Origin of the sequence: Stackebrandtia soli (assembly GCF_965137155.1) — a bacterium.
GTDB lineage: Bacteria > Actinomycetota > Actinomycetes > Mycobacteriales > Micromonosporaceae > Stackebrandtia > Stackebrandtia soli.
The window spans coordinates 163,213-181,919 of record NZ_CBCRZX010000002.1; the positions used below are offsets into that span (position 1 = coordinate 163,213).

Consider the following 18,707-nt stretch of genomic DNA (forward strand, 5'->3'; position numbering starts at 1 on the left):
GGCGCAGGTTACCGGGCGGTTTGCTCCATCGCCTGCCACCGTGCCAGGTTGTGGCGGGCGTCGGCGAGCGCCGAATGCTGGTCGGGGGGAGGCTTCGGCAGGTCGGGGTTGCCGAGATCGTCCCAGCGCTGCTTGAGGTCCTTCGTCATCCGGGGCAGAGCCCTTGGCAGGGCGGGCATCGCGCCCCACAGTTGGGCGAGGGCGATGTGGTCGTACGCGCCGTACCAGGCCCACAGTTCGATGCGTTCTCCCGTTCGACCGCGCAACGGCGCGACGAGGAACTCGTACAGTTCGTCGCGGATCTTCTTTCGCGGCTGCCACGCGGAGTCGGCGGGCGAGGGGAGCTTGTCGAGGACATTGTGGCGGACCCATGGGATCGCCTTGGAACCGTCGAACTCGGTGGAGACCGCGTAGAACTCGCGCCCGTTCTCATCGACGACGCCAATCGACACCAAGTCGATGGTCACGCCATCTTCGATGAATTCGCAATCGTAGAAGTACCGATATACCACGACGGTATAGACCTTTCGACCGAGGGTGCATCGCACGAAAGGTCAGGATTCCGTGGTGACGCGATTACGCCACGACCCCGCGATCTCCCACTCCTGCGCAATCTGCACCCTAAAACCTGAGTATTCATGCTGCATCGCCACAATTAATTCGGACATTCATCAACAAACCACGTATAATTCTGGGCGGGGCGGAGAGCTCCACCCCAACAGCACGGTGACAAACTTGCCCGAAGCACTGTCGCACATCCGACGCAGGGGGTGTACATCGCCGCCAAAGGAGGCCATGATCTACAGATACCCGCGCTGTGCTCACTCCGACAGGGCTTTCCTCGGCAGTGCCGTTTCCGGTTGCGCGCCATCCGGATCGGCTCCCCGCCGACGGTGTTCCTTCGACGGTTAGGGGGATGGAACGTGAACGCATCCGCGTCTGATGATCTGCTTTCCGGTGTCACGATGTTCTCCGGCCTCGACTCCGACGCCCGTCGGAAGATCGTCGCGGCCGCCATTCCCCGACACTTCCGGCGCGGCCAGTTGTTGTTCGTCGAAGGCGATCCCGGCGAATCGCTGATCATGGTCCGCACCGGCGCGGTATCCGTCTTCCGCACCGCGCCGACGGGCGAGCGCGCGATGCTGCACGTGGTCCGCTCCCCCGACGTACTCGGCGAAGTGTCCCTTCTCGACGGTTCGGCGCGCTCGGCCTCGGCCGAGGCACTCGAGGAGACCGTCGCGATGGCCCTGGCCCGCAAGACCTTCCTGGAACTGGTGCACGAGTCGCCCAGCATGCTCGACGCCGTCATGCGCACGATGGGCGGCATAGTACGGCGCCTCACCGAGCAGAACAGCGACCACGTCTTCCTCGACCTGCCCGCCCGGGTTGCGAAGGCGCTGGTCCGCCTAACCGGGCACTCGACCCAACCGATGGTGACGATCGAGCTGAACCAGACCCAACTGGCCGAACTCGCCGGTGGTTCTCGACAAAGCGTCAACCAGGCCATCGGCACCTTCGCCTTGCGCGGCTGGCTCCGCACCGAGGGACGACGCATCGTCGTGACGGACATCGCGGCGCTCCGCCGCCGAGCCGGCCTCGAGGACTACTAACCCGCCCATAAGGGACCAATTCGGGTGGGTGACCGCGGTGCGAAACCCTTCAACGGCTTACTAGGGTGGTCGCTGTGCCCGTCGGCGACGACCCTCGTCCGAGCCGATCCAGGGCACGTCACGATCCGCGATGACGCCGACAGTCGGCCAGGCCCGGCGGTGTCGCGTTGACCTGCCGAGGCCACGGGTGAGGGGTTTGACATGGCGAAGGACTTCGTGCATCTGCACGTGCACACGGAATATTCGATGCTCGACGGCGCGGCCAAAATGAAGCCGATGTTCGCCGAGGTCAAGCGCCTCGGCATGTCGACGATCGCGATGACCGACCACGGCAACATGTACGGCGGCTACGAGTTCTACAACGAGGCGACGAAGGCCGGGGTCAAGCCGATCATCGGCATCGAGGCGTACCTCGCCCCGGGTGACCGCAGCGTCAAGAAGCCGGTGCGGTGGGGGCGTCCCGATCAGAAGGGCGACGACGTCTCCGGTGGTGGCGCCTACACGCACATGACGATGCTCGCGCGTGACGCGCCGGGGCTGCGCAACCTCATGACCCTGGCCAGTCTGGCGTCCTTCGAGGGCCAATACCAGAAGCCGCGCATGGACGTGGAACTGTTGCAGCGCCACGGAAGCGGCATCATAGCCACGACGGGCTGCCCTTCTGGAGAGGTGCAGACTCGGCTTCGGCTCGGTCACGACCAGGAGGCCATCGAGGCCGCCGCGAAGTACCAGGAGATCTTCGGCAAGGAGAACTTCTTCCTCGAGCTGATGCACCACGACCTCGACATCGAGATGCGGGTGCGTGACGGGCTGCTCGACATCGGCAAGCGACTCGGCCTGAAACCGATCGCCACCAACGACTCCCACTACGTGCACCAGCACGACGCGGTCCACCACGAGGCGCTCCTGTGCGTGCAGTCCGGCAAGACCCTGACGGACCCGAACCGCTTCAAGTTCTCCGGCGACGGGTACTACATCAAGTCTCCCAAGGAGATGCGCGACTACTGGGACGCCGAGGTGCCGGGAGCCGCCGACAACACGCTGCTCATCGCCGAGATGGTCGACTCGTACAGCGAGGTCTTCGACCACCACGACCGGATGCCGATCTTCGACGTGCCGGAGGGCTACACCGCCGAGACGTGGCTGAGCTACGAGGTCATGGAGGGCCTCCGCCGCCGCTTCCCCGACGGACTGCCCGACGGTTACACCGAGCGCGCCGAGTTCGAGTTGAGCGTCATCAACCGAATGGGTTTCCCCGCCTACTTCCTCGTCGTCGCCGACCTCATCAACTACGCGCGCAGCGTCGGCATCTACGTCGGCCCGGGCCGTGGTTCCGCCGTCGGCGCGCTGGTCGCGTACGCGCTCGGCATCACCGCGCTCGACCCGATTCCGCTGGGCCTGCTGTTCGAGCGGTTCCTCAACCCCGAGCGCATCTCGATGCCCGACATCGACCTCGACTTCGACGACCGTCGTCGCGGCGAGATCATCGAATACGCGACCCGCAAGTACGGCGCGGAGAAGGTCGCGCAGGTCATCACGTTCGGCACCATCAAGACCAAGGCCGCGTTGAAGGACTCGGCGCGGGCGCACCTCGGTCAGCCGGGCTTCTCCGTCGCGGAGCGGATCACGAAGGCCCTGCCGCCGCCGGTCGCGGCCCAGGACATCCCGCTGTCTGGCATTGTGGACTCCTCACACGAGCGGTACGCGGAGGCCGCCGAGGTCCGGTCCCTGGTCGAGACGGACTCCGAGGTCAAGAAGATCTTCGACACGGCGCGCGGTCTCGAAGGGCTGATCCGCAACGCCGGCGTGCACGCGTGCGCGGTCATCATGTCGAGCCAACCGCTGCTCGGCGAGGTTCCCCTGTGGATGCGTCCGGACGGTTCGATCATCACCGGCTGGGACTATCCGTCGTGTGAGTCAATGGGCCTGTTGAAGATGGACTTCCTGGGCCTGCGAAACCTGACGGTCGTCGGGGACGCCATCAGCAACATCAAGATCAACCGCGACATCGACATCGATCTGGAGACGCTCGCGCTCGACGACCCCGCCACCTTCGAGTTGATGGCGCGCGGCGACACCCTGGGCGTGTTCCAGCTGGACGGCACGGCGATGCGGCAACTGCTGCAACGGATGCGGCCCACCGGGTTCTCCGACGCGACCGCCGTCATCGCGCTGTACCGACCGGGTCCGATGGCCGTGAACGCGCACTTGAACTACGCGGACCGAAAGAACGGCCGACAGGACATCGTGCCGATTCACCCGGATCTCGAGGAGCCGCTGAAGGACATCCTCGCCGAGACCTACGGCCTCATCGTCTACCAAGAGCAGATCATGCTCATCGCCCAGCGCGTCGCCGGTTTCACGATGGGCCAGGCGGACATTCTCCGCAAGGCGATGGGAAAGAAGAAGAAAGAGGTCCTGGAGGAGCAGTTCGCGGCCTTCCAGGGCGGGATGCGGGACCAGGGCTTCAAGGACGACGCCATCCAGACGCTGTGGGACACGGTCTTGCCGTTCGCCGGCTACGCGTTCAACAAGTCCCACGCCGCCGGGTACGCGCTCGTGTCCTACTGGACGGCGTACCTGAAGGCGAACTTCCCCGCCGAGTACATGGCGGCGCTGCTGACCTCGGTGGGCGACAACAAGGACAAGTCCGCGATCTACCTGGCCGAGTGCCGGAAGATGGGCATCAAGGTGCTCCCGCCGGACGTCAACTCGTCGCTGCGGAACTTCACGGCCGTCGGGACGGACGTCCGTTTCGGGCTCGGCGCGATCCGCAACGTGGGTGCCGCCGTGGTCGACTCGATCGTCGCGTCACGCGAGGAGAAGAACGACTACGCGTCCTTCAGCGAGTTCCTGGAGAAGTCGAAACTGCCGGTCTGCAACAAGCGAGTGATCGAATCGCTGATCAAGGCCGGAGCCTTCGACTCGCTGGGGCATTCCCGCAAGGCGTTGTTCGACCAGCACGAGCAACTCGTCGAGGCGATGGTCGGCGTCAAACGCAAGGAGGCGGAGGGCCAGTTCGACCTGTTCGGCGGCCTGCTGACGCCGGAGCAGCCCGCAGGGAGCGGCGGCCCCGAGTTGTCGTTCTCCGGTGAGGAATGGCCGCAGAAGACGCGGCTCGACTTCGAGCGGGAGATGTTGGGGCTCTACGTGTCGGGGCACCCCCTTGAGGGCGCCGAGCAGGTGCTGCGGAAGAACAGCGAACACCGGATCGCGAATCTGATCAATGAGGACGCCGGGGACGGCGCGGCCGTGACGATCGCCGGGATCATGTCCAGCCTGGAACGGCGCGTCACCAAACAGGGCAAGGCCTGGGCGAAGGGCACCGTGGAGGACTTGGACGCCTCCATCGAGGTGCTGTTCTTCCCGAAGACCTATGAGCTCGTCGGGCCGCACCTCGCCCAGGATCAGATCCTCGCGGTCCGTGGCAAGGTGAATCGGCGCGACTCGGAGATCTCGATCGTCGCGATGGACGTGCAGCCGCTGGAGATCAGCGAGGCCGATCTCGTCAACGAACCCACCTTGACCCTCTCGATGCAGCTCGCCAAGGTCAACGATCGACTCGTGTCCGAACTCCGGGCGATCTTGCAGGGCAACAAGGGGGATACGGCCGTCCGCATCCGGTTGCGGTGCGGCAATCACGACACCCTGCTCGCGGTCGACGACGGATACAAGGTCACGACCGGTCCGGGCCTGAGCTCGGAGCTGAAGAGCCTGCTCGGGTCCGAGTGCCTCGACTGAGCTGATCATCACCTGTGGACGGTTCGAACGGAGCCGTCCACAGGCGTTCCACGCTGGCGTCGTCGCGATCACGGGTGTAGCGTTATTTCATCGTCTAATGAAATACGAGGTTGACGATGGAACCGACCCCGCCTCCGCGAACCGTCCGCGAACTGTCCGAAATAGACCGTCGCGCGCTGGCGATCACCGGTGGCAAAGGCGCCAACCTGGGCGAACTGGTCGCGGCGGGTGCGCCCGTACCACCGGGCTTCGTCGTCACGACCGACGCGTACAGCGCAGCGGTTCGCGACCTCGACCTCGATCTGACCGCCGACCCGGCCCGCATCCGGGAGGCGTTGCGACGCGTGGAACTGGACGAATCGCTCATCGAGGCGATCGGCACGGCGTACTCGACGCTCGGCGGCGCCGTCGCGGTCCGCTCCTCCGCCACCGCCGAGGACCTACCGGGCGCCGCGTTCGCCGGACAGCACGACACCGTGCTCAATGTGGTCGGACTGCCGGCCGTCCTCGACGCGATTCGGCGCTGTTGGGCATCACTGTGGACCGATCGCGCCGTCGAATACCGGGCGCGGCTCGGTATCGACGGGGCCGACGTCACGATCGCCGTCGTCGTGCAGCGCATGATCGACTCCGACGCCGCCGGGGTCATGTTCACCATTGACCCGGTGTCGGGCGACCCGGCCCTCACGATCATCGACGCGAGCCCCGGTCTCGGAGAGTCGGTCGTGGCCGGTCTCGTCACCCCCGATCACTACGTCGTCAAGCGCGGCCGAGTCCGCTCGTTCACTCCGGGCCGTCGCGAGCGCGTGATCCGATCGGTGTCCGGCGGGGGAACACGGGAGGCGCGGGGAGAGGCCGACGGTACGCCGATACTGGACGCCGTGACGGTGCGTCGACTCGCGCGGCTCGGCCACGACATCGCGCGGCATTTCGGCGCGCCCCAGGACATCGAATGGTGTGTGGCGGACGAGACCGTCTATATCGTCCAGTCACGGCCGATCACCGCGAGCGCGACGCCGCTCGGCCGGGTCAATCCGATCCAACGCAAGGCCGCCGAGATGTTCACCGAGCTCACGCCGTTTCGACCGTATCCGCTCGACGTGACGACCTGGACGCGGGAGTCCTTCGACGGGGTGCGCGCCTTGTTCGCGTCAATGGGGCCGCGGCTCGACCCGCTCGAATCGCTGCTGACGGAGGAGGACGGTGTGGTCGTGTCACTGACACCACCGACGCCGCGGGTGTCGCCATTGACTCCGTTCCGGCTGCTCCGCAACGTGTTCCGGTCCGATCGCTACACAAGGGACGCGATGCTGGCGGATGAGCGGTTGACGACCGCGTTCGCGATCGTCGCCGACGGCGCCCGGCTCGACCTGACCGCGTTGGACTACGACGACATCGATCGGCGGCTGTCCGAGGCGTTGACGATCATGCCGTCGATCATGCGACTGCGCACCAGGTTCATTCCGCGGTGCGCCATGGCGGCGCTGCGCTTCGGGGTGACGCTGACCCTGCTGGGTCGTCTCCGGCTGTTCGGCCTGTTGATGGCGGGGGTCGATCACAAGACCGCCGAGACGAACCGGGCGTTGGAGGAACTGGCGACGAGCATTCGCGGCGACACGGATCTGGCCGCGCTCGTCGAGGGAACGGACACCGCCGACCTGCCTCAGGCACTCGCCGGAACGGCGACGGGTCGCGCGTTCGCGGAGAGCTTGGAGCGTTTTCTCACGGAGTACGGTTCGCGGGAGACGTCGATCCTGGCGGTGAGCAGTCCTACCTGGGGGGACGATCCCGGCCTGGTGCTGGCGTTGCTGAAGGCGATGGCGTCGGGTGCCCGCCCGAGCGTCGAGACGGGTTCGGCTCGCGCGGAACGGGAGTTGTACTCGCATCCGCTGCTGCGACGCGGCCCGCTGCGCCGACTCGTCGATCGACAGTTGACCGCCGCGCGGGGTTTCACTCAGTTCAGGGAGGACACGCACTTCTACTCGACGTTGGGGCAGCCGCTCGTCCGTCGGCTCCTGCTCGAATACGGTCGACGGTGGACGGAGGCGGGTGCGCTCGACGCCCCGTTCGACGTGTTCTATCTGCGGAGAGAGGAGCTGGCCGAGCCGCCCGGCGCGGAACGGGCCGCCGTGCTGCGGAGGATCGTGGAGCGTCGGCGGGCGGTCTACCGGCGGTTGGGCTCGGCTCCGATCGTCGACCGGAGGTATCTGAAACGGCGACGCGTCGAGAACGCGCTGGTGAGCGGCACTCCGGGCTCCGCCGGCGTGGCGTCGGGTCCGGTGCGCGTGATCACCGACCCGTCGCAGTTCGACCGGTTGCGGCCAGGTGAGGTGTTGGTGGCGCCGACGACGAATCCGGCGTGGACGCCGCTGTTCGGCCGGTGCGCGGCCGTCGTCACCGACACCGGTGGCGCGGCGTCCCATGCGGCGATCGTGGCCCGCGAGTACGCGATCCCAGCGGTGCTGGGCGCGGTCTCGGCGACGACGGATCTGGCGGAGGGGACCATGGTCACCGTGGACGGTACGGCGGGGACGGTCACGGCGGCGAACTGAGCCGGCGCGGGCACCGTCCCACGTCGAAGGCGCCTTACCGGGACTCGGAGTCCGCGGCGTCGTGCGCGAGGAGCGCGAGTTGGATGCGTCCGGTCAGACCGAGTTTGGCGAGGGCGCTGGAGACGTGCGTTTTGACGGTTCCCGTGGACAGGTACAACCGACGGCCGATTTCCGCGTTCGACAGTCCTTCGGCGACTAGCTCGGCGACCCGGCGCTCTGATTCGGACAGTGTGGCGAGACGTCGGCGGGCCTGTTCGGCGCGACTGCTTCGCGGGGTGGCGGCGTGGGCGATGAGGCTCCGTGCCGCTTGAGGGGAGAGCACCGGCTCGCCCGTCGCCGCACGACGCACGGCGTCGACGATCTCGGCGGGGTCGGCGTGTTTGAGGAGGTATCCGGCGGCACCGGAACGCATCGCCTCGACGACGTTGTCGTCGGCGTCGAAGGTGGTCAGCATGATGACCACGGGCCGCGGCTCCGGGAGCGCCGAGATGTCCCGAGTCGCCGAGAATCCGTCCACATCGGGCATTCTGATGTCCATGAGGACGACGTCGGGGAGCGATTCGCGCACCGCGGCGAGTACGTCGCGGCCGTCCGCGACTTCGCCGACCACGGTGATGTCTCCGCCTCCGAGCATGAACCGCAGTCCCGTCCGAACGAGCGGATCGTCGTCGACGAGGAGCACCTTGGTCACGCTGTCGGTCATGGCTCCCAGAGTATCCGTGCGGTGAGGACGAACCTGCCGTCCGCGATGCGATGGTCGAGGTGGCCGCCGTCGACGGCGACGCGTTCGGCGAGGCCGGTCAGGCCGACACCGAGTCCATCCGCGTCTCGCCCGTCCGGGGACATGACGTTGGTGATCGCGACGGTGACGGCTTCCTCCGGTTCGATCCCGAGGTCGACGGTGACGGCCGCGCTCGGCGCGTGTTTGCGCGCGTTGGTCAGCCCTTCCTGGATGACGCGGTAGACGGTGCGCTGATGCTGGGCGGACAACGTCCGCGCGTCCGACAGATCGCCGTTGACGCGGACCGTCACGGCCTGGCCGCTGGCGCGCACCTCCGCCAGCAGTATGTCCAAAGTCGCCAATTACGGTTGGGGGCGGGTCGTCTCCGAATCGGCGCCGTCGTCGCGCAGCACGGTCAGCACCTCCCCCAACTCGGACAAGGCGATGGCCGCGTTGTCTCGAATCACGGTGATCGCGGAGTCGACCTCCTCGGGGCGCAACGCCACGGCCGAGCCGGCCCGCGCGCGCTCGTTGCGGTACGCCAGCGCGCCCGCGTGGACGGAAAGCAGGGACAGGCGATGCGCGAGGACGTCGTGCATCTCCCGCGCGATCTGCTGGCGTTCGGCGCGGCGGACGTTCGCGAGTCGAAGGCGGTGTTCCTCGCGCTGTCGCTCGGTGTCGCGACGCAGCGACACCATGAGCTGGCGGCGTGCCCGTACCGTCATGCCGATCATCAACGGGACGACGAACATCAGGGCGCAGATCCCCGCGAACATCCACGGTGGGAACTCCGGTGGATGCGCGAGAAAGCCGTACGGGACGACGATCCCGAGGCACACGGCACAGCCGAGACCGGCGATCCACCAGTCTCGATGGACGGCCAACGTCAGGACGGCGACCATGACGGCGCCCGTACCGGATGCCGACACGATCAGCACGACGATCATGAAGATCATGAGCGCCAAGGGAAAGCGACGACGCCACCACAGCGCCAGACACGCCACGGCGCCGATCCAGGGGTCGATCGCGAGCATCCACGAGGGCGTTTCCGGGTCGTACGGACCCGGATAGTTCTCCACCTGCTCGAACCAGATGAGCACCGCGAACGCGAAAAGCATGACGTCGACGAGCCAGTCGCGAGCGGTACGGCGGACGCCGATGGCGACCTCACCCCCGGCGAGCTCGCCCGGCAGCAGCCAGCTCCGGACGGGTGGTGGCTGCGATGAAGAGGGCATACCGCCAGCGTAAGGCGGACACGACGGCGCCGCGAGCGCCGATGTTCCGGCGTTTCGTGCCGACGGACCGATTCCCGTGAGCCGAACGTGGCCGGTCGGCGTGGACGCGTGGCCGGTCGGCAGTTGCGGCGTCGTGGCCGGTGACGGCACGGTGGAGGGACCAAGTGAGAGGACCCCCAATGACCACGACCGCAGGCCTCCGGTTGCGGGCTCCCGCCAACCGTCTCGATCGACGCGCGATCACGTGGTGGCGATTGACCTCCTTGATCGACGTGATCCTCCTTCTGACGCTGCTGTCGGCCGCATGGTGGTGGTGGACCGGAGCCCGCGACTGGATCGCTCCGATATGGATCGCCGCGCTCGTACTCGGTGTCGGCCGCGTGATCGTCATGCCTCTCGTCCGGTATCACGTTCACCGGTGGGAAACGACCGACGAATCGGTCTACGCGTCCTCCGGCTGGGTGCTGCGGCAGTGGCGCATCGCGCCGATCAGTCGCATTCAGACAGTCGACACGACCCGGGGACCGATACAACAGGCACTCGGGCTCTCGACTCTGGTCGTCACCACCGCGTCCGCCGTCGGCCCGATCAAGATCGAGGGCATGACGGTCGAGACGGCGATGGACGTCGCCGCGGAGCTGAGTCGACTGGCCTCGCTCGACGAGGGGGACGCGACGTGAGCGACGAATCCGAAGTCCCCTGGCGCCGCCTCGCGGTCGCGGTCGTGTGGATCGACGCCGCGTCCGCGGCGGTGTCCCTCGTGCCCGTGGCGCTCGCGGTCCTGGTCTTCAACGCACCCATGGACTCCGCCGCCGTCTGGTCGACGGNGGCGGTCGCGGGGACCGGGCTGATCAGCGCGGCGACGGACCTGTGGAGATGGTGGAAGACCCGCTACCGAATCACCTCGACGCACGTCGAGGTCCGCACCGGACTGGCGGTGCGCAATCACCGTTCCATTCGGCGCGAACGGATACGCAGCGTCGACACGCACGCGAGGCTCAGACATCGGCTGGCGAGGCTGCACGTCGTCACGATCGGCGCGGGCCAGCAGGTGTCGGGCGAGTCGGCGCTGACGCTCGACGCGGTGTCGACGACGACCGCGCGGTGGTTGCGCAGGGAACTGCTGGAAACGGCCCGGGCACCGAGTAAGGCGACTCCCCACGAGGCGGCGTCCCGGCCGAACGAGGTACCGCCGCGAACTCTCGCCGAACGCGACATCGCCACGATCAAGCCGGCATGGACCGTCCACAACATCTTCACGGTGTGGGCGCTGTTGATGGCCGGGGGCGTCCTGTGGGGAACGTACTGGGCCGTCCAACTCTTCGGAGTCGACGCGCCCGGCGTCGTCGAACGAGTCCTCGACTGGAACCCGTACACCGCGCCCACCGCGATCGCGATCGGTCTGGCACTCATGTGGGTGCTCGGAGTCGGGGGCTTGGCGCTCAATCACATCGCCGAGACTTGGCGGTTCCGGCTCGTACGGGTCGACGGCGACACGACGGTGCTCCGCACGACGCAGGGCCTGTTCTCCACGCGAGAAGTCAACCGCGACGTGGCAAGGATCCGCGGGGTCGACATCGGCGAACCGCTACTGTGGAGGTTCATGGGGACCGCAGACACGAACCTCATCTCCACCGGCCTCACCGGCTTCACGTTCGCGAAGACGGCGGGCAGCACGATCCTGCCGCGCACCCACGTCTCGCTGGCCCGCCGCGTCGCCCACGACGTCCTCGACACCGCGCACGAACCACTGTCCGTCGATCTGACGAGACACCCCCATACGGCGTTGCGCCGCCGGTTCGGTTGGGCGCTCGCGATCGGCGCCGTCGCCTTCGCGGGCGCGTGGCTGACGACGTGGCCGTGGGCGTTCGTGATCGCCGGCGGCGTGCTCGCGCTGGGACTCGGTCTGGCGGTCGCCTCCTTCACCGCGCTCGGGCACGCCCTGGTCGGTCCGTTCCTCGTCGTACGGTCCGGCGGTTGGTACCGGTCGACATCCGTGTTGCGCCGCGACGCGATCATCGGGTGGACACTTCGACAGTCCCTTTTGCAGCGTCGACTGGGACTCATGTCGGCGATGGCGTCGACCTCCGCCGGGACGGGCGGCTACTGGATCCGGGACGCGGCCGAACACGACACCTTGGGCTTCACGGTCGAGAACTCACCGCACCTGCTCCGCCCGTTCCTCGACGACGGGCAGAGCACGGACCGACACGTGATGTCGCCGTAGGCTTCGAGTACACGAAACGACGGCCGGACGGAGTGGTCCGGCCGTCGCGCGATCATTGATCCGACCGGCTCAGTAGGTGACGGTGATTCGACGAGCCGGGCCATCCACTGTGATAAGACCGCCGTACGGGATGATCGACTGCGGATCCGTGTGTCCGAAATCGATGTTCGTGACGACGGGAACACCGGGCGCGTACTCCTCCATGGCCCTCAGGACCGAGTCGCGCTGCTGAGACGCGTACTCCGGGCGCCGAACCGGCGCGCCGTGGTTACGCGTCATCGGTCGCGCCATGAGCAGCGCCGCGGCGCGTCCAAGGATGCCGCGTTCACCGATGCACCGCATCGTCCCGTACACCTCTTCCGCGCTGGGCAGCTCCTCGGTGGTCTCGAAGAACAGCACCGCTCCGTCGAAGTACTCGATCGGCGGAACCGCGACGTCGGACATGAGCAACCAAGCGACGATCTCCAGACAACCGCCCCACGCGTGGCCGGTGACCGAGGTGTCGGCGTTGTGCCAGTCCCACCCGGTCGAACGCTCGACGGGTGGCTCGCACGCGAAGGTCGCGGGATCCTCCCACTTGCCGTGCAGATCGCCGAACATGTTGTTCTCGGTCAACCGATAGGGCCCGGACTCGAAGAGCGCGGCCCGCAAGGAGTCCACGCTGACGCTGTTCATCGCGCCACTGCGACCGAAGGCGGTCATGATCGCGCCGCCGTGGTATCCGACGATTCCGAGCCGGTTGAGGTACGCCAGCAGGTTGGTGCAGTCGCTGAACCCGAAGAACGGTTTCGGATTGGCGCGCAGCAGCTCGGGATCGAGATGCTTGAGGACGGTCAACTGATCGTCGCCGCCGATGCTCGCGAACACGGCCCGGATCTCGGGATCGCCGAAGGCCGAGTGGAGGTCCGCGGCGCGATCGGCGGCGCTCGAGTCCATCTTCCGAGTCGTCGGGTATTCCACGGGGATCAGGCCGAAGTCGTCCCGAAGTCGCTGCAGGCCCAACTCATAGGGAATCGGGAACAACTCGGGCAAGCCCGCGGAGGGCGACACGATCGCGACACGATCACCGGGCTTCGGTTTCGGCGGATACAGCGGTGTTGACATGGGGGGACCGTACTACGACGACACGGTCACGACGACCCGTTTTCGGGCGACCACGACCGATCGCACCAATGTGGACGCTCATCGACGCTCCCCCGGCGACGCCATCTTTCCGACATAATGAGCACCTATCGAAATGTCTCAATTGACAGGAGTTCCCGATGGACGGCAACTACGACGCGATCGTGATCGGGGGCGGTCACAACGGCCTCGTCGCCGCCGCCTACCTGGCCAAACGCGGCGCAAAGGTGTGCGTGTGCGAGGCCCGCGACATCGTCGGTGGAGCAGCCGTCAGCGAGCAGCCGTTCGGGCCGCAGTACACCGTCAGTTCTCTGTCTTATGTGGTCAGCCTGCTGCCACGCGACATCATCGAGGACCTGGACCTCGTTGAACACGGCTACCACGTCTACCCGCAGGGGCCGTACTTCGCGCCCCGCGCGGACGGCCGGGCGCTGCGCATGCACGACGACGCCAACGCCCGCCACGACGCGATCGCCGCGTTCTCGGCCGCCGACGCGACGGCGTACGAGGACTGGCAGGAATGGCTGGCCGAGCTCGCCTCCGTCCTCGGACCACTCGTCGAACGGATCCCGCCGAAGCTGGGCTCGCATCGCATCGCGGACCTGTTCGGGCAGGCGTCCTTGTTGAAGACCGTGCGGCACCTCAATGTCCGTTCCGCCGTTGACGCCACGAAGATCATGACGGCCAGCATCGCCGACCTGGTGGAGGAGCGCTTCGAGTCCGATGCGATGCGCGGGCTGCTCGCCGTGTCCGGCTGCATCGGAACGTGGGCGGGGCCTCGATCCGCGGGCACGGCGTACGTCATGCTGCACCACCACATCGGAGAATCGATCGAAGGTCAGACCGGGGCGTGGGGCTTCGCTCAGGGAGGAATGGGCGGCGTCACCCAGGCCTTGGCACGCTCCGCTCGCGCGTTCGGCGCGACGATCCGCACGGGCTCCCGCGTCGAACGGATCAACGTCGCCGACGGGTCCGCGATCGGCGTGACCTTGGCCAACGGGGATGAACTGCGGGCACCGACGATCATCACGACCGCGCATCCGACGATCTCGTTCCTGAGGCTGATCGACCCCGTGGAACTGCCGCCGGAGTTCCTGTCGGACATCAAGCGGTGGAAGAGCCGCAGCGGCACCGTCAAGATCAATCTCGCGGTGGATCGGCTCCCGACGTTCACGGCGCACCCTGATTTCGACCCCCAGGTGCACGGCGGGACGATCGTCCTCGCCGAGTCCCTCGACTCCATCGAGGGCGCGTATCAGGACGCGGTGACGGGCACGGCGGCACGGGAGCCCTTCGCGGACGTGTGCATCCCGAGCGTCTTCGACGAGACCCTGGCACCGCCCGGCGAACACATCGTCTCGATGTTCACCCAGTGGGTACCGCACACGTGGAGCGCGGAACCGGACGCGGACGGCCTGGCCGCGTACGCGGATCGGGTGATCGCGCGGATGGAGGCCGTCGCGCCGGGCTTCACCTCGTCGATCAAGCATCGCCAGGTCATCGGACCGCATGAGATGGAGCACGAGTACGGCCTGGTCGGCGGCTCGATCTTCCATGGGGAGATGACGCCGCACCAGCTGTTCCACGGCCGCCCGGCGGCCGGGTTCGCCGACTTGCGGACCCCGATCCGGGGCCTGTACCAGGCGGGTTCGGCGACGCACGGCGGCGGCGGAGTGACCGGCATTCCGGGGCGCAACGTCGTCCGGCAGATCCGAGCCGACCGACGCTGGAGGCGTCGTCGTTGACGGCGGGGCGCCGGTGGCGCGGGCTTGGGAGAATGCGCCGATGAAGGAAACCGCTACGCTTCCGGTGACGCTGCAGACCCTGAACGACGACGTGTCATTGCCGACCCGCGCCCGCATCGCCGAGCTCCTCGACGGGCTCGGCGGCGAGGCCGGGTTGTGGATGACCGTGAACCGGATCCCGTACGTGCCCGGTGAGTACATTCAGGTGACGCTCGCCGAGGACGGCCCCGATCTGGTCGAGCACAAGGAGTTCACGGGCGACCAGTACGGCGCGTCCGTCGACCGGGCGTCGGTGGTGCGACTGTTCGCGGCCTGGGCGACCGAGGATCCCGAGTGGAAGTCGACGATCAGCTGGGAACGCACGGCCTTCACGCCCGCCCCCGTCGCGGCCCCGTCGTTCGAGGCGATGGAGTACGCGACGGATCAGGCCGAGACGTGGGTGGCGAGCGGCGAGCACTCCTACGACGAGATCATCGAGTTCATCATGGAGTCGGCGGAATCCGACGACGAGATCGACGAGCAACAGGCCGCGGTCATTCTAAATCCTATATGGATGAAACAGGTCATCGCGCAGCGCGATTGGCCGGAGACCACCGACAACGACAGGCTGACGACGGCGTTCGAATCGCTCGGACGCTCCGGGATCACCGCGCGCGAGAGCTTCGCGTGCTGCATGAGCTGCGGTGTCAGCGAGATCGGCGGTGAGCGCGACGACGATGACACCGGATACGTGTTCTTCCACGAGCAGGACACCGAAAGGGCCGCTCGGGGTGACGACCTCATGCTCGCCTACGGCGCGTATGGAGGTGACCCGAAGTCGACGATCGAGATCGGGCATCGCATCGTGGCGGCCGTCGAGGCCAGCGGTTTGACGTGCGAATGGGACGGTTCGGCGAAGTCGCGCATCATCATCGCCATGAACTGGCGTAAGCGCCTCGTCTAGCCGTTGCGCCCCGCCATGGCCAGCTCGTCGACGAAACCGTTGACGAGCCGGTTCCACGTGCGCGGTCGCCGCAGCATCGCGTGTCCGTCACCGTCCACGGTCACCATGCGCGCGTCGACGCCCGCCGCGGCGGCCCGCTCGGCGTAGGCGACGGTCTCATGGAGCGGGGTGACCCGGTCTCGGTCACCGTGAGCCAGGAGCACCAGGCCCGGCGATGGTGGAATCGGTTCACCGGACGGCAACCACGGAGCGAGCGCGCACACGCCGACCACGGCGGGTGAGTCGGCGGCGCGCAGGGCCGCACGGGCGCCCATCGAGTGACCGACGAGCGCGACGGAGGCCGCGGGGTGCCTTCGTCGCGCCTGGGCGACGGCCCAACGGGCGTCGGCCACGGCGTCGAGGCCGGGGGCGTTCCAACCGCGATAGCGGTACCGCAGTCGCCACACCGCGAGCTCGCCGTGTTCCGTCCGCCCGGTCAGGAGCCGACTGAACCACCGCATCCTCAGATATGTGAGACGATGGGCTGCCGCGGGTGCCCGGCTTCGCTGGACGCCACCGTGCAGGAGGACGACGACGAGGGCCGGCTCGGGGCCCGCCGGGCGCGGCGCGGCGACTTCGACGCGCGGATGCGGTGGCGACAAGGTCATGCCGTTCATTCGGGACGGTCTCGGGCGCGGATGGGTCGTCAGCGCCGTCATGTGAGTGATTGTCGACGCCGACGTCGCGATATTACGGCCCATCACACGAAAAACGGGAATCCGCGCCATCCGGAACACCTCCGGCTCCGAACACCCCTCAAGCACCGCGCGCTGAGGAGGTTCACATGAGTGACAGTCGGCGGAAGGTCGCCGTCATCGGATCAGGGGTGGCGGGTCTGACGGCCGCGTACACGTTGCGGCGCGACGTCGACGTGACGCTGTACGAGGCGGAGGACCGCTGCGGAGGTCACGCGCACACACACGACGTCTCGAGCGAAGGCGAGTCGGTCAGCGTCGACACGGGCTTCCTTGTCCACAATCAACGCAACTACCCGTTCCTGTGCGGGCTCTTCGACGAGCTGGGGGTGCCCACTCAGGACTGCGAGATGAGCATGTCGATCCGGTGCGACGGGTGCGCCCTGGAGTACTGCGGAGCGAAGGGGTTCCGGGGCTTGTTCGCGAAACCCGCCAACGTCCGGTCCGGCCGGTTCGTCGCGATGCTCGCGCAGGTCCCGCGATTCCATCGGCACGCCACGCGCGTCATGAGCGGGGACGCCGACGCCGACGTCACGATCGGCCGGTTTCTGGCCGACGGCGGGTACGGCGAGTACTTCGTGCGGCACTTCATCGTTCCGCTGATCTCGGCGGTGTGGTCGTGCGGGTCGACCGTGGCCCGGGAGTACCCGGCGCGCTATCTCTTCCGCTTCCTCGACAACCACGGCATGCTGTCGCTCGGAAACACGCCACAGTGGAGAACGGTGGTCGGTGGCTCACGAACGTACGTCGACGCCGTCCTCAAACAAATCCCCCTCGTGCGAACGTGGTGCCCCGTTCGTTCGGTGACCCGAGGCGTCGACGGCGCGCACGTCCGCGACGAGAGCGACAACGTCGAGACCTTCGACGCGGTGGTCGTCGCGACCCACGCGGACCAGGCGCTGGCGCTGCTCGCGGACCCGACGGAGGCCGAGCGCGAGGTCCTGTCGGCATTCACGTATTCGGCGAACCGAACGATCCTGCACACCGATGTCTCCCGCCTGCCGACCCGGCGCGCGGCCTGGGGAAGTTGGAACTACCGGCAGTCGTCCTGCGAGCCCGGCGACGCGCCGGTCCGGGTGTCCTACCACCTGAATCGCCTGCACCGGCTCGATATCCGGAGCCAGTTCGTCGTATCACTCGGGGAGGACTACGTCGCACGCGACAGCGTATTGGCGACAATGGACTATCGCCATCCGGTCTACACTCCCGACTCCGTCGCAGCCCAGGATCGACTCGGCGACCTCAACACGGCGACGACGGCGTTCGCGGGCGCGTACCACGGCTGGGGGTTCCACGAGGACGGTTGCCGGGCCGGGATCGCCGCGGCGCACAGCGTCGGAGCGCGGCCATGACGCGGTTTCGGCTGTACCGGACCGAAACCCGGCACACCCGCTTCACGCCCTTTCGGTACGCGCTACGACAACGCGGCCACCTGTGGCTCGTCGACGCCGCCGATCCGCCACGTCTGCCTCGACCGTTCCGATGGCTGGCGGAATTCCGCTCCACCGACCACTGTGGCGATCCCAAGGCGAGCATCGATGCCAACGTCCGCTCCTACTGCGCGGCGGAGGGCGTCGACCTGCACGGCGGAACGGTCCTGATGCTGACGCAGCCACGGATGTGGGGTTACGTCTTCAACCCGCTGACCGTCTACTGGTGCCGCGACGAGACGGACGCGACCCGCTACGTGATCGCCGAAGTCCACAACACCTACGGGCAGCGACATCGCTATCTGTTGCGCGTGGACGAGAAGGGGCGCGCCGCCGTGGACAAGGAGTTCTACGTGTCGCCGTTTCTCCCCATTTCCGGAACGTATCGCATGGCCTTCGCCGACCCGGGTGACCGGCTCAGCCTCGCGATCACGCTGTATCGCTCCGGCCGCCCGCTGATGAGCGCGACGGTCACGGGGCGGGGGCGATCCGCCGGACTGGCCCGGATGGCCGTCACCGCACTGTTGCATCCACTAGCGACTGTCATGGTCTCCGCCGCCATCCGGTGGCACGGTGTCCGCCTGTACCTGCGGGGACTCCCGATCGTTCCCCGCACCGTCCAACACTCGACGAATCACAAAGGATGA

Annotated in this window: 15 protein-coding genes; 9 read left to right on the forward strand and 6 right to left on the reverse strand. The window is 67.3% G+C overall.

Annotated features, from left to right (window positions below):
- Positions 1-8 precede the first annotated feature (8 nt).
- Complete coding sequence (locus ACM9NP_RS01960) at positions 9-512, reverse strand: polyadenylate-specific 3'-exoribonuclease AS (RefSeq protein WP_415644797.1); 504 nt, start codon at positions 510-512, stop codon at positions 9-11.
- 453 nt (positions 513-965) lie between these two features.
- On the opposite strand from ACM9NP_RS01960, the gene ACM9NP_RS01965 reads away from it, so the two are divergent.
- The 3 genes from ACM9NP_RS01965 (at position 966) to ACM9NP_RS01975 (ending at position 7,903) form a co-directional block, all read left to right on the forward strand.
- Positions 966-1,610, forward strand: a complete 645-nt coding sequence (locus ACM9NP_RS01965; protein ID WP_415644873.1) for a Crp/Fnr family transcriptional regulator — start codon at positions 966-968, stop codon at positions 1,608-1,610.
- Between the two features lie 201 nt (positions 1,611-1,811).
- Complete coding sequence (gene dnaE / locus ACM9NP_RS01970; RefSeq protein WP_415644798.1) at positions 1,812-5,351, forward strand: DNA polymerase III subunit alpha; 3,540 nt, start codon at positions 1,812-1,814, stop codon at positions 5,349-5,351.
- A 116-nt stretch (positions 5,352-5,467) separates the two neighbouring features.
- Positions 5,468-7,903 carry a PEP/pyruvate-binding domain-containing protein gene (locus tag ACM9NP_RS01975; protein WP_415644799.1) on the forward strand — a complete coding sequence of 812 codons (2,436 nt, stop codon included), beginning with the start codon at positions 5,468-5,470 and terminating at the stop codon, positions 7,901-7,903.
- 34 nt (positions 7,904-7,937) lie between these two features.
- Here the strand turns inward: ACM9NP_RS01975 and ACM9NP_RS01980 are convergent, their stop codons facing one another.
- Genes ACM9NP_RS01980 through ACM9NP_RS01990 form a run of 3 tightly spaced genes read right to left on the reverse strand, consistent with a single transcriptional unit; the run spans position 7,938 to position 9,859 of the window.
- On the reverse strand, positions 7,938-8,606 hold the full coding sequence (locus ACM9NP_RS01980; protein ID WP_415644800.1) for a response regulator: 669 nt from the start codon (positions 8,604-8,606) through the stop codon (positions 7,938-7,940).
- Positions 8,603-8,977 carry a sensor histidine kinase gene (locus tag ACM9NP_RS01985; RefSeq protein ID WP_415644801.1) on the reverse strand — a complete coding sequence of 125 codons (375 nt, stop codon included), beginning with the start codon at positions 8,975-8,977 and terminating at the stop codon, positions 8,603-8,605. Before ACM9NP_RS01985 ends, ACM9NP_RS01980 begins: the two co-directional genes overlap by 4 nt.
- Before the next feature lie 9 nt (positions 8,978-8,986).
- A complete protein-coding gene (locus tag ACM9NP_RS01990; RefSeq protein WP_415644802.1) occupies positions 8,987-9,859 on the reverse strand; it encodes a sensor histidine kinase in 873 nt (290 codons plus the stop codon).
- Positions 9,860-10,038: 179 nt separating this feature from the next.
- On the opposite strand from ACM9NP_RS01990, the gene ACM9NP_RS01995 reads away from it, so the two are divergent.
- Together ACM9NP_RS01995 and ACM9NP_RS02000 are read left to right on the forward strand one after the other, a co-directional pair.
- Positions 10,039-10,539: a PH domain-containing protein gene (locus tag ACM9NP_RS01995; RefSeq protein WP_415644803.1), complete on the forward strand. Its 501-nt coding sequence runs from the start codon at positions 10,039-10,041 to the stop codon at positions 10,537-10,539.
- Between the two features lie 188 nt (positions 10,540-10,727).
- Complete coding sequence (locus ACM9NP_RS02000) at positions 10,728-12,086, forward strand: PH domain-containing protein (protein ID WP_415644874.1); 1,359 nt, start codon at positions 10,728-10,730, stop codon at positions 12,084-12,086.
- A 69-nt stretch (positions 12,087-12,155) separates the two neighbouring features.
- On the opposite strand, the gene ACM9NP_RS02005 is transcribed toward ACM9NP_RS02000, so the two are convergent.
- Positions 12,156-13,190: a S66 family peptidase gene (locus ACM9NP_RS02005; RefSeq protein WP_415644804.1), complete on the reverse strand. Its 1,035-nt coding sequence runs from the start codon at positions 13,188-13,190 to the stop codon at positions 12,156-12,158.
- A 158-nt stretch (positions 13,191-13,348) separates the two neighbouring features.
- Between ACM9NP_RS02005 and ACM9NP_RS02010 the strand changes: the two genes are divergently transcribed.
- Entirely contained in the window at positions 13,349-14,953 is a 1,605-nt protein-coding gene (locus ACM9NP_RS02010) for a phytoene desaturase family protein (protein WP_415644805.1), read from the forward strand.
- A gap of 40 nt (positions 14,954-14,993) precedes the next feature.
- Positions 14,994-15,896 carry a DUF6891 domain-containing protein gene (locus ACM9NP_RS02015; RefSeq protein ID WP_415644806.1) on the forward strand — a complete coding sequence of 301 codons (903 nt, stop codon included), beginning with the start codon at positions 14,994-14,996 and terminating at the stop codon, positions 15,894-15,896.
- Here the strand turns inward: ACM9NP_RS02015 and ACM9NP_RS02020 are convergent.
- Entirely contained in the window at positions 15,893-16,594 is a 702-nt protein-coding gene (locus tag ACM9NP_RS02020; protein WP_415644807.1) for an alpha/beta hydrolase family protein, read from the reverse strand. The two genes, ACM9NP_RS02015 and ACM9NP_RS02020, sit on opposite strands and share 4 nt — an antisense overlap.
- Before the next feature lie 125 nt (positions 16,595-16,719).
- Between ACM9NP_RS02020 and ACM9NP_RS02025 the strand changes: the two genes are divergently transcribed.
- The gene (locus tag ACM9NP_RS02025) at positions 16,720-17,982 is read left to right on the forward strand and encodes an NAD(P)/FAD-dependent oxidoreductase (protein ID WP_415644808.1); all 1,263 of its coding nucleotides are present in this window, start codon (positions 16,720-16,722) and stop codon (positions 17,980-17,982) included.
- Positions 17,979-18,707 (forward strand): DUF1365 domain-containing protein, encoded by a 729-nt coding sequence (locus tag ACM9NP_RS02030; protein WP_415644809.1) that lies wholly within the window; start codon positions 17,979-17,981, stop codon positions 18,705-18,707. Before ACM9NP_RS02025 ends, ACM9NP_RS02030 begins: the two co-directional genes overlap by 4 nt.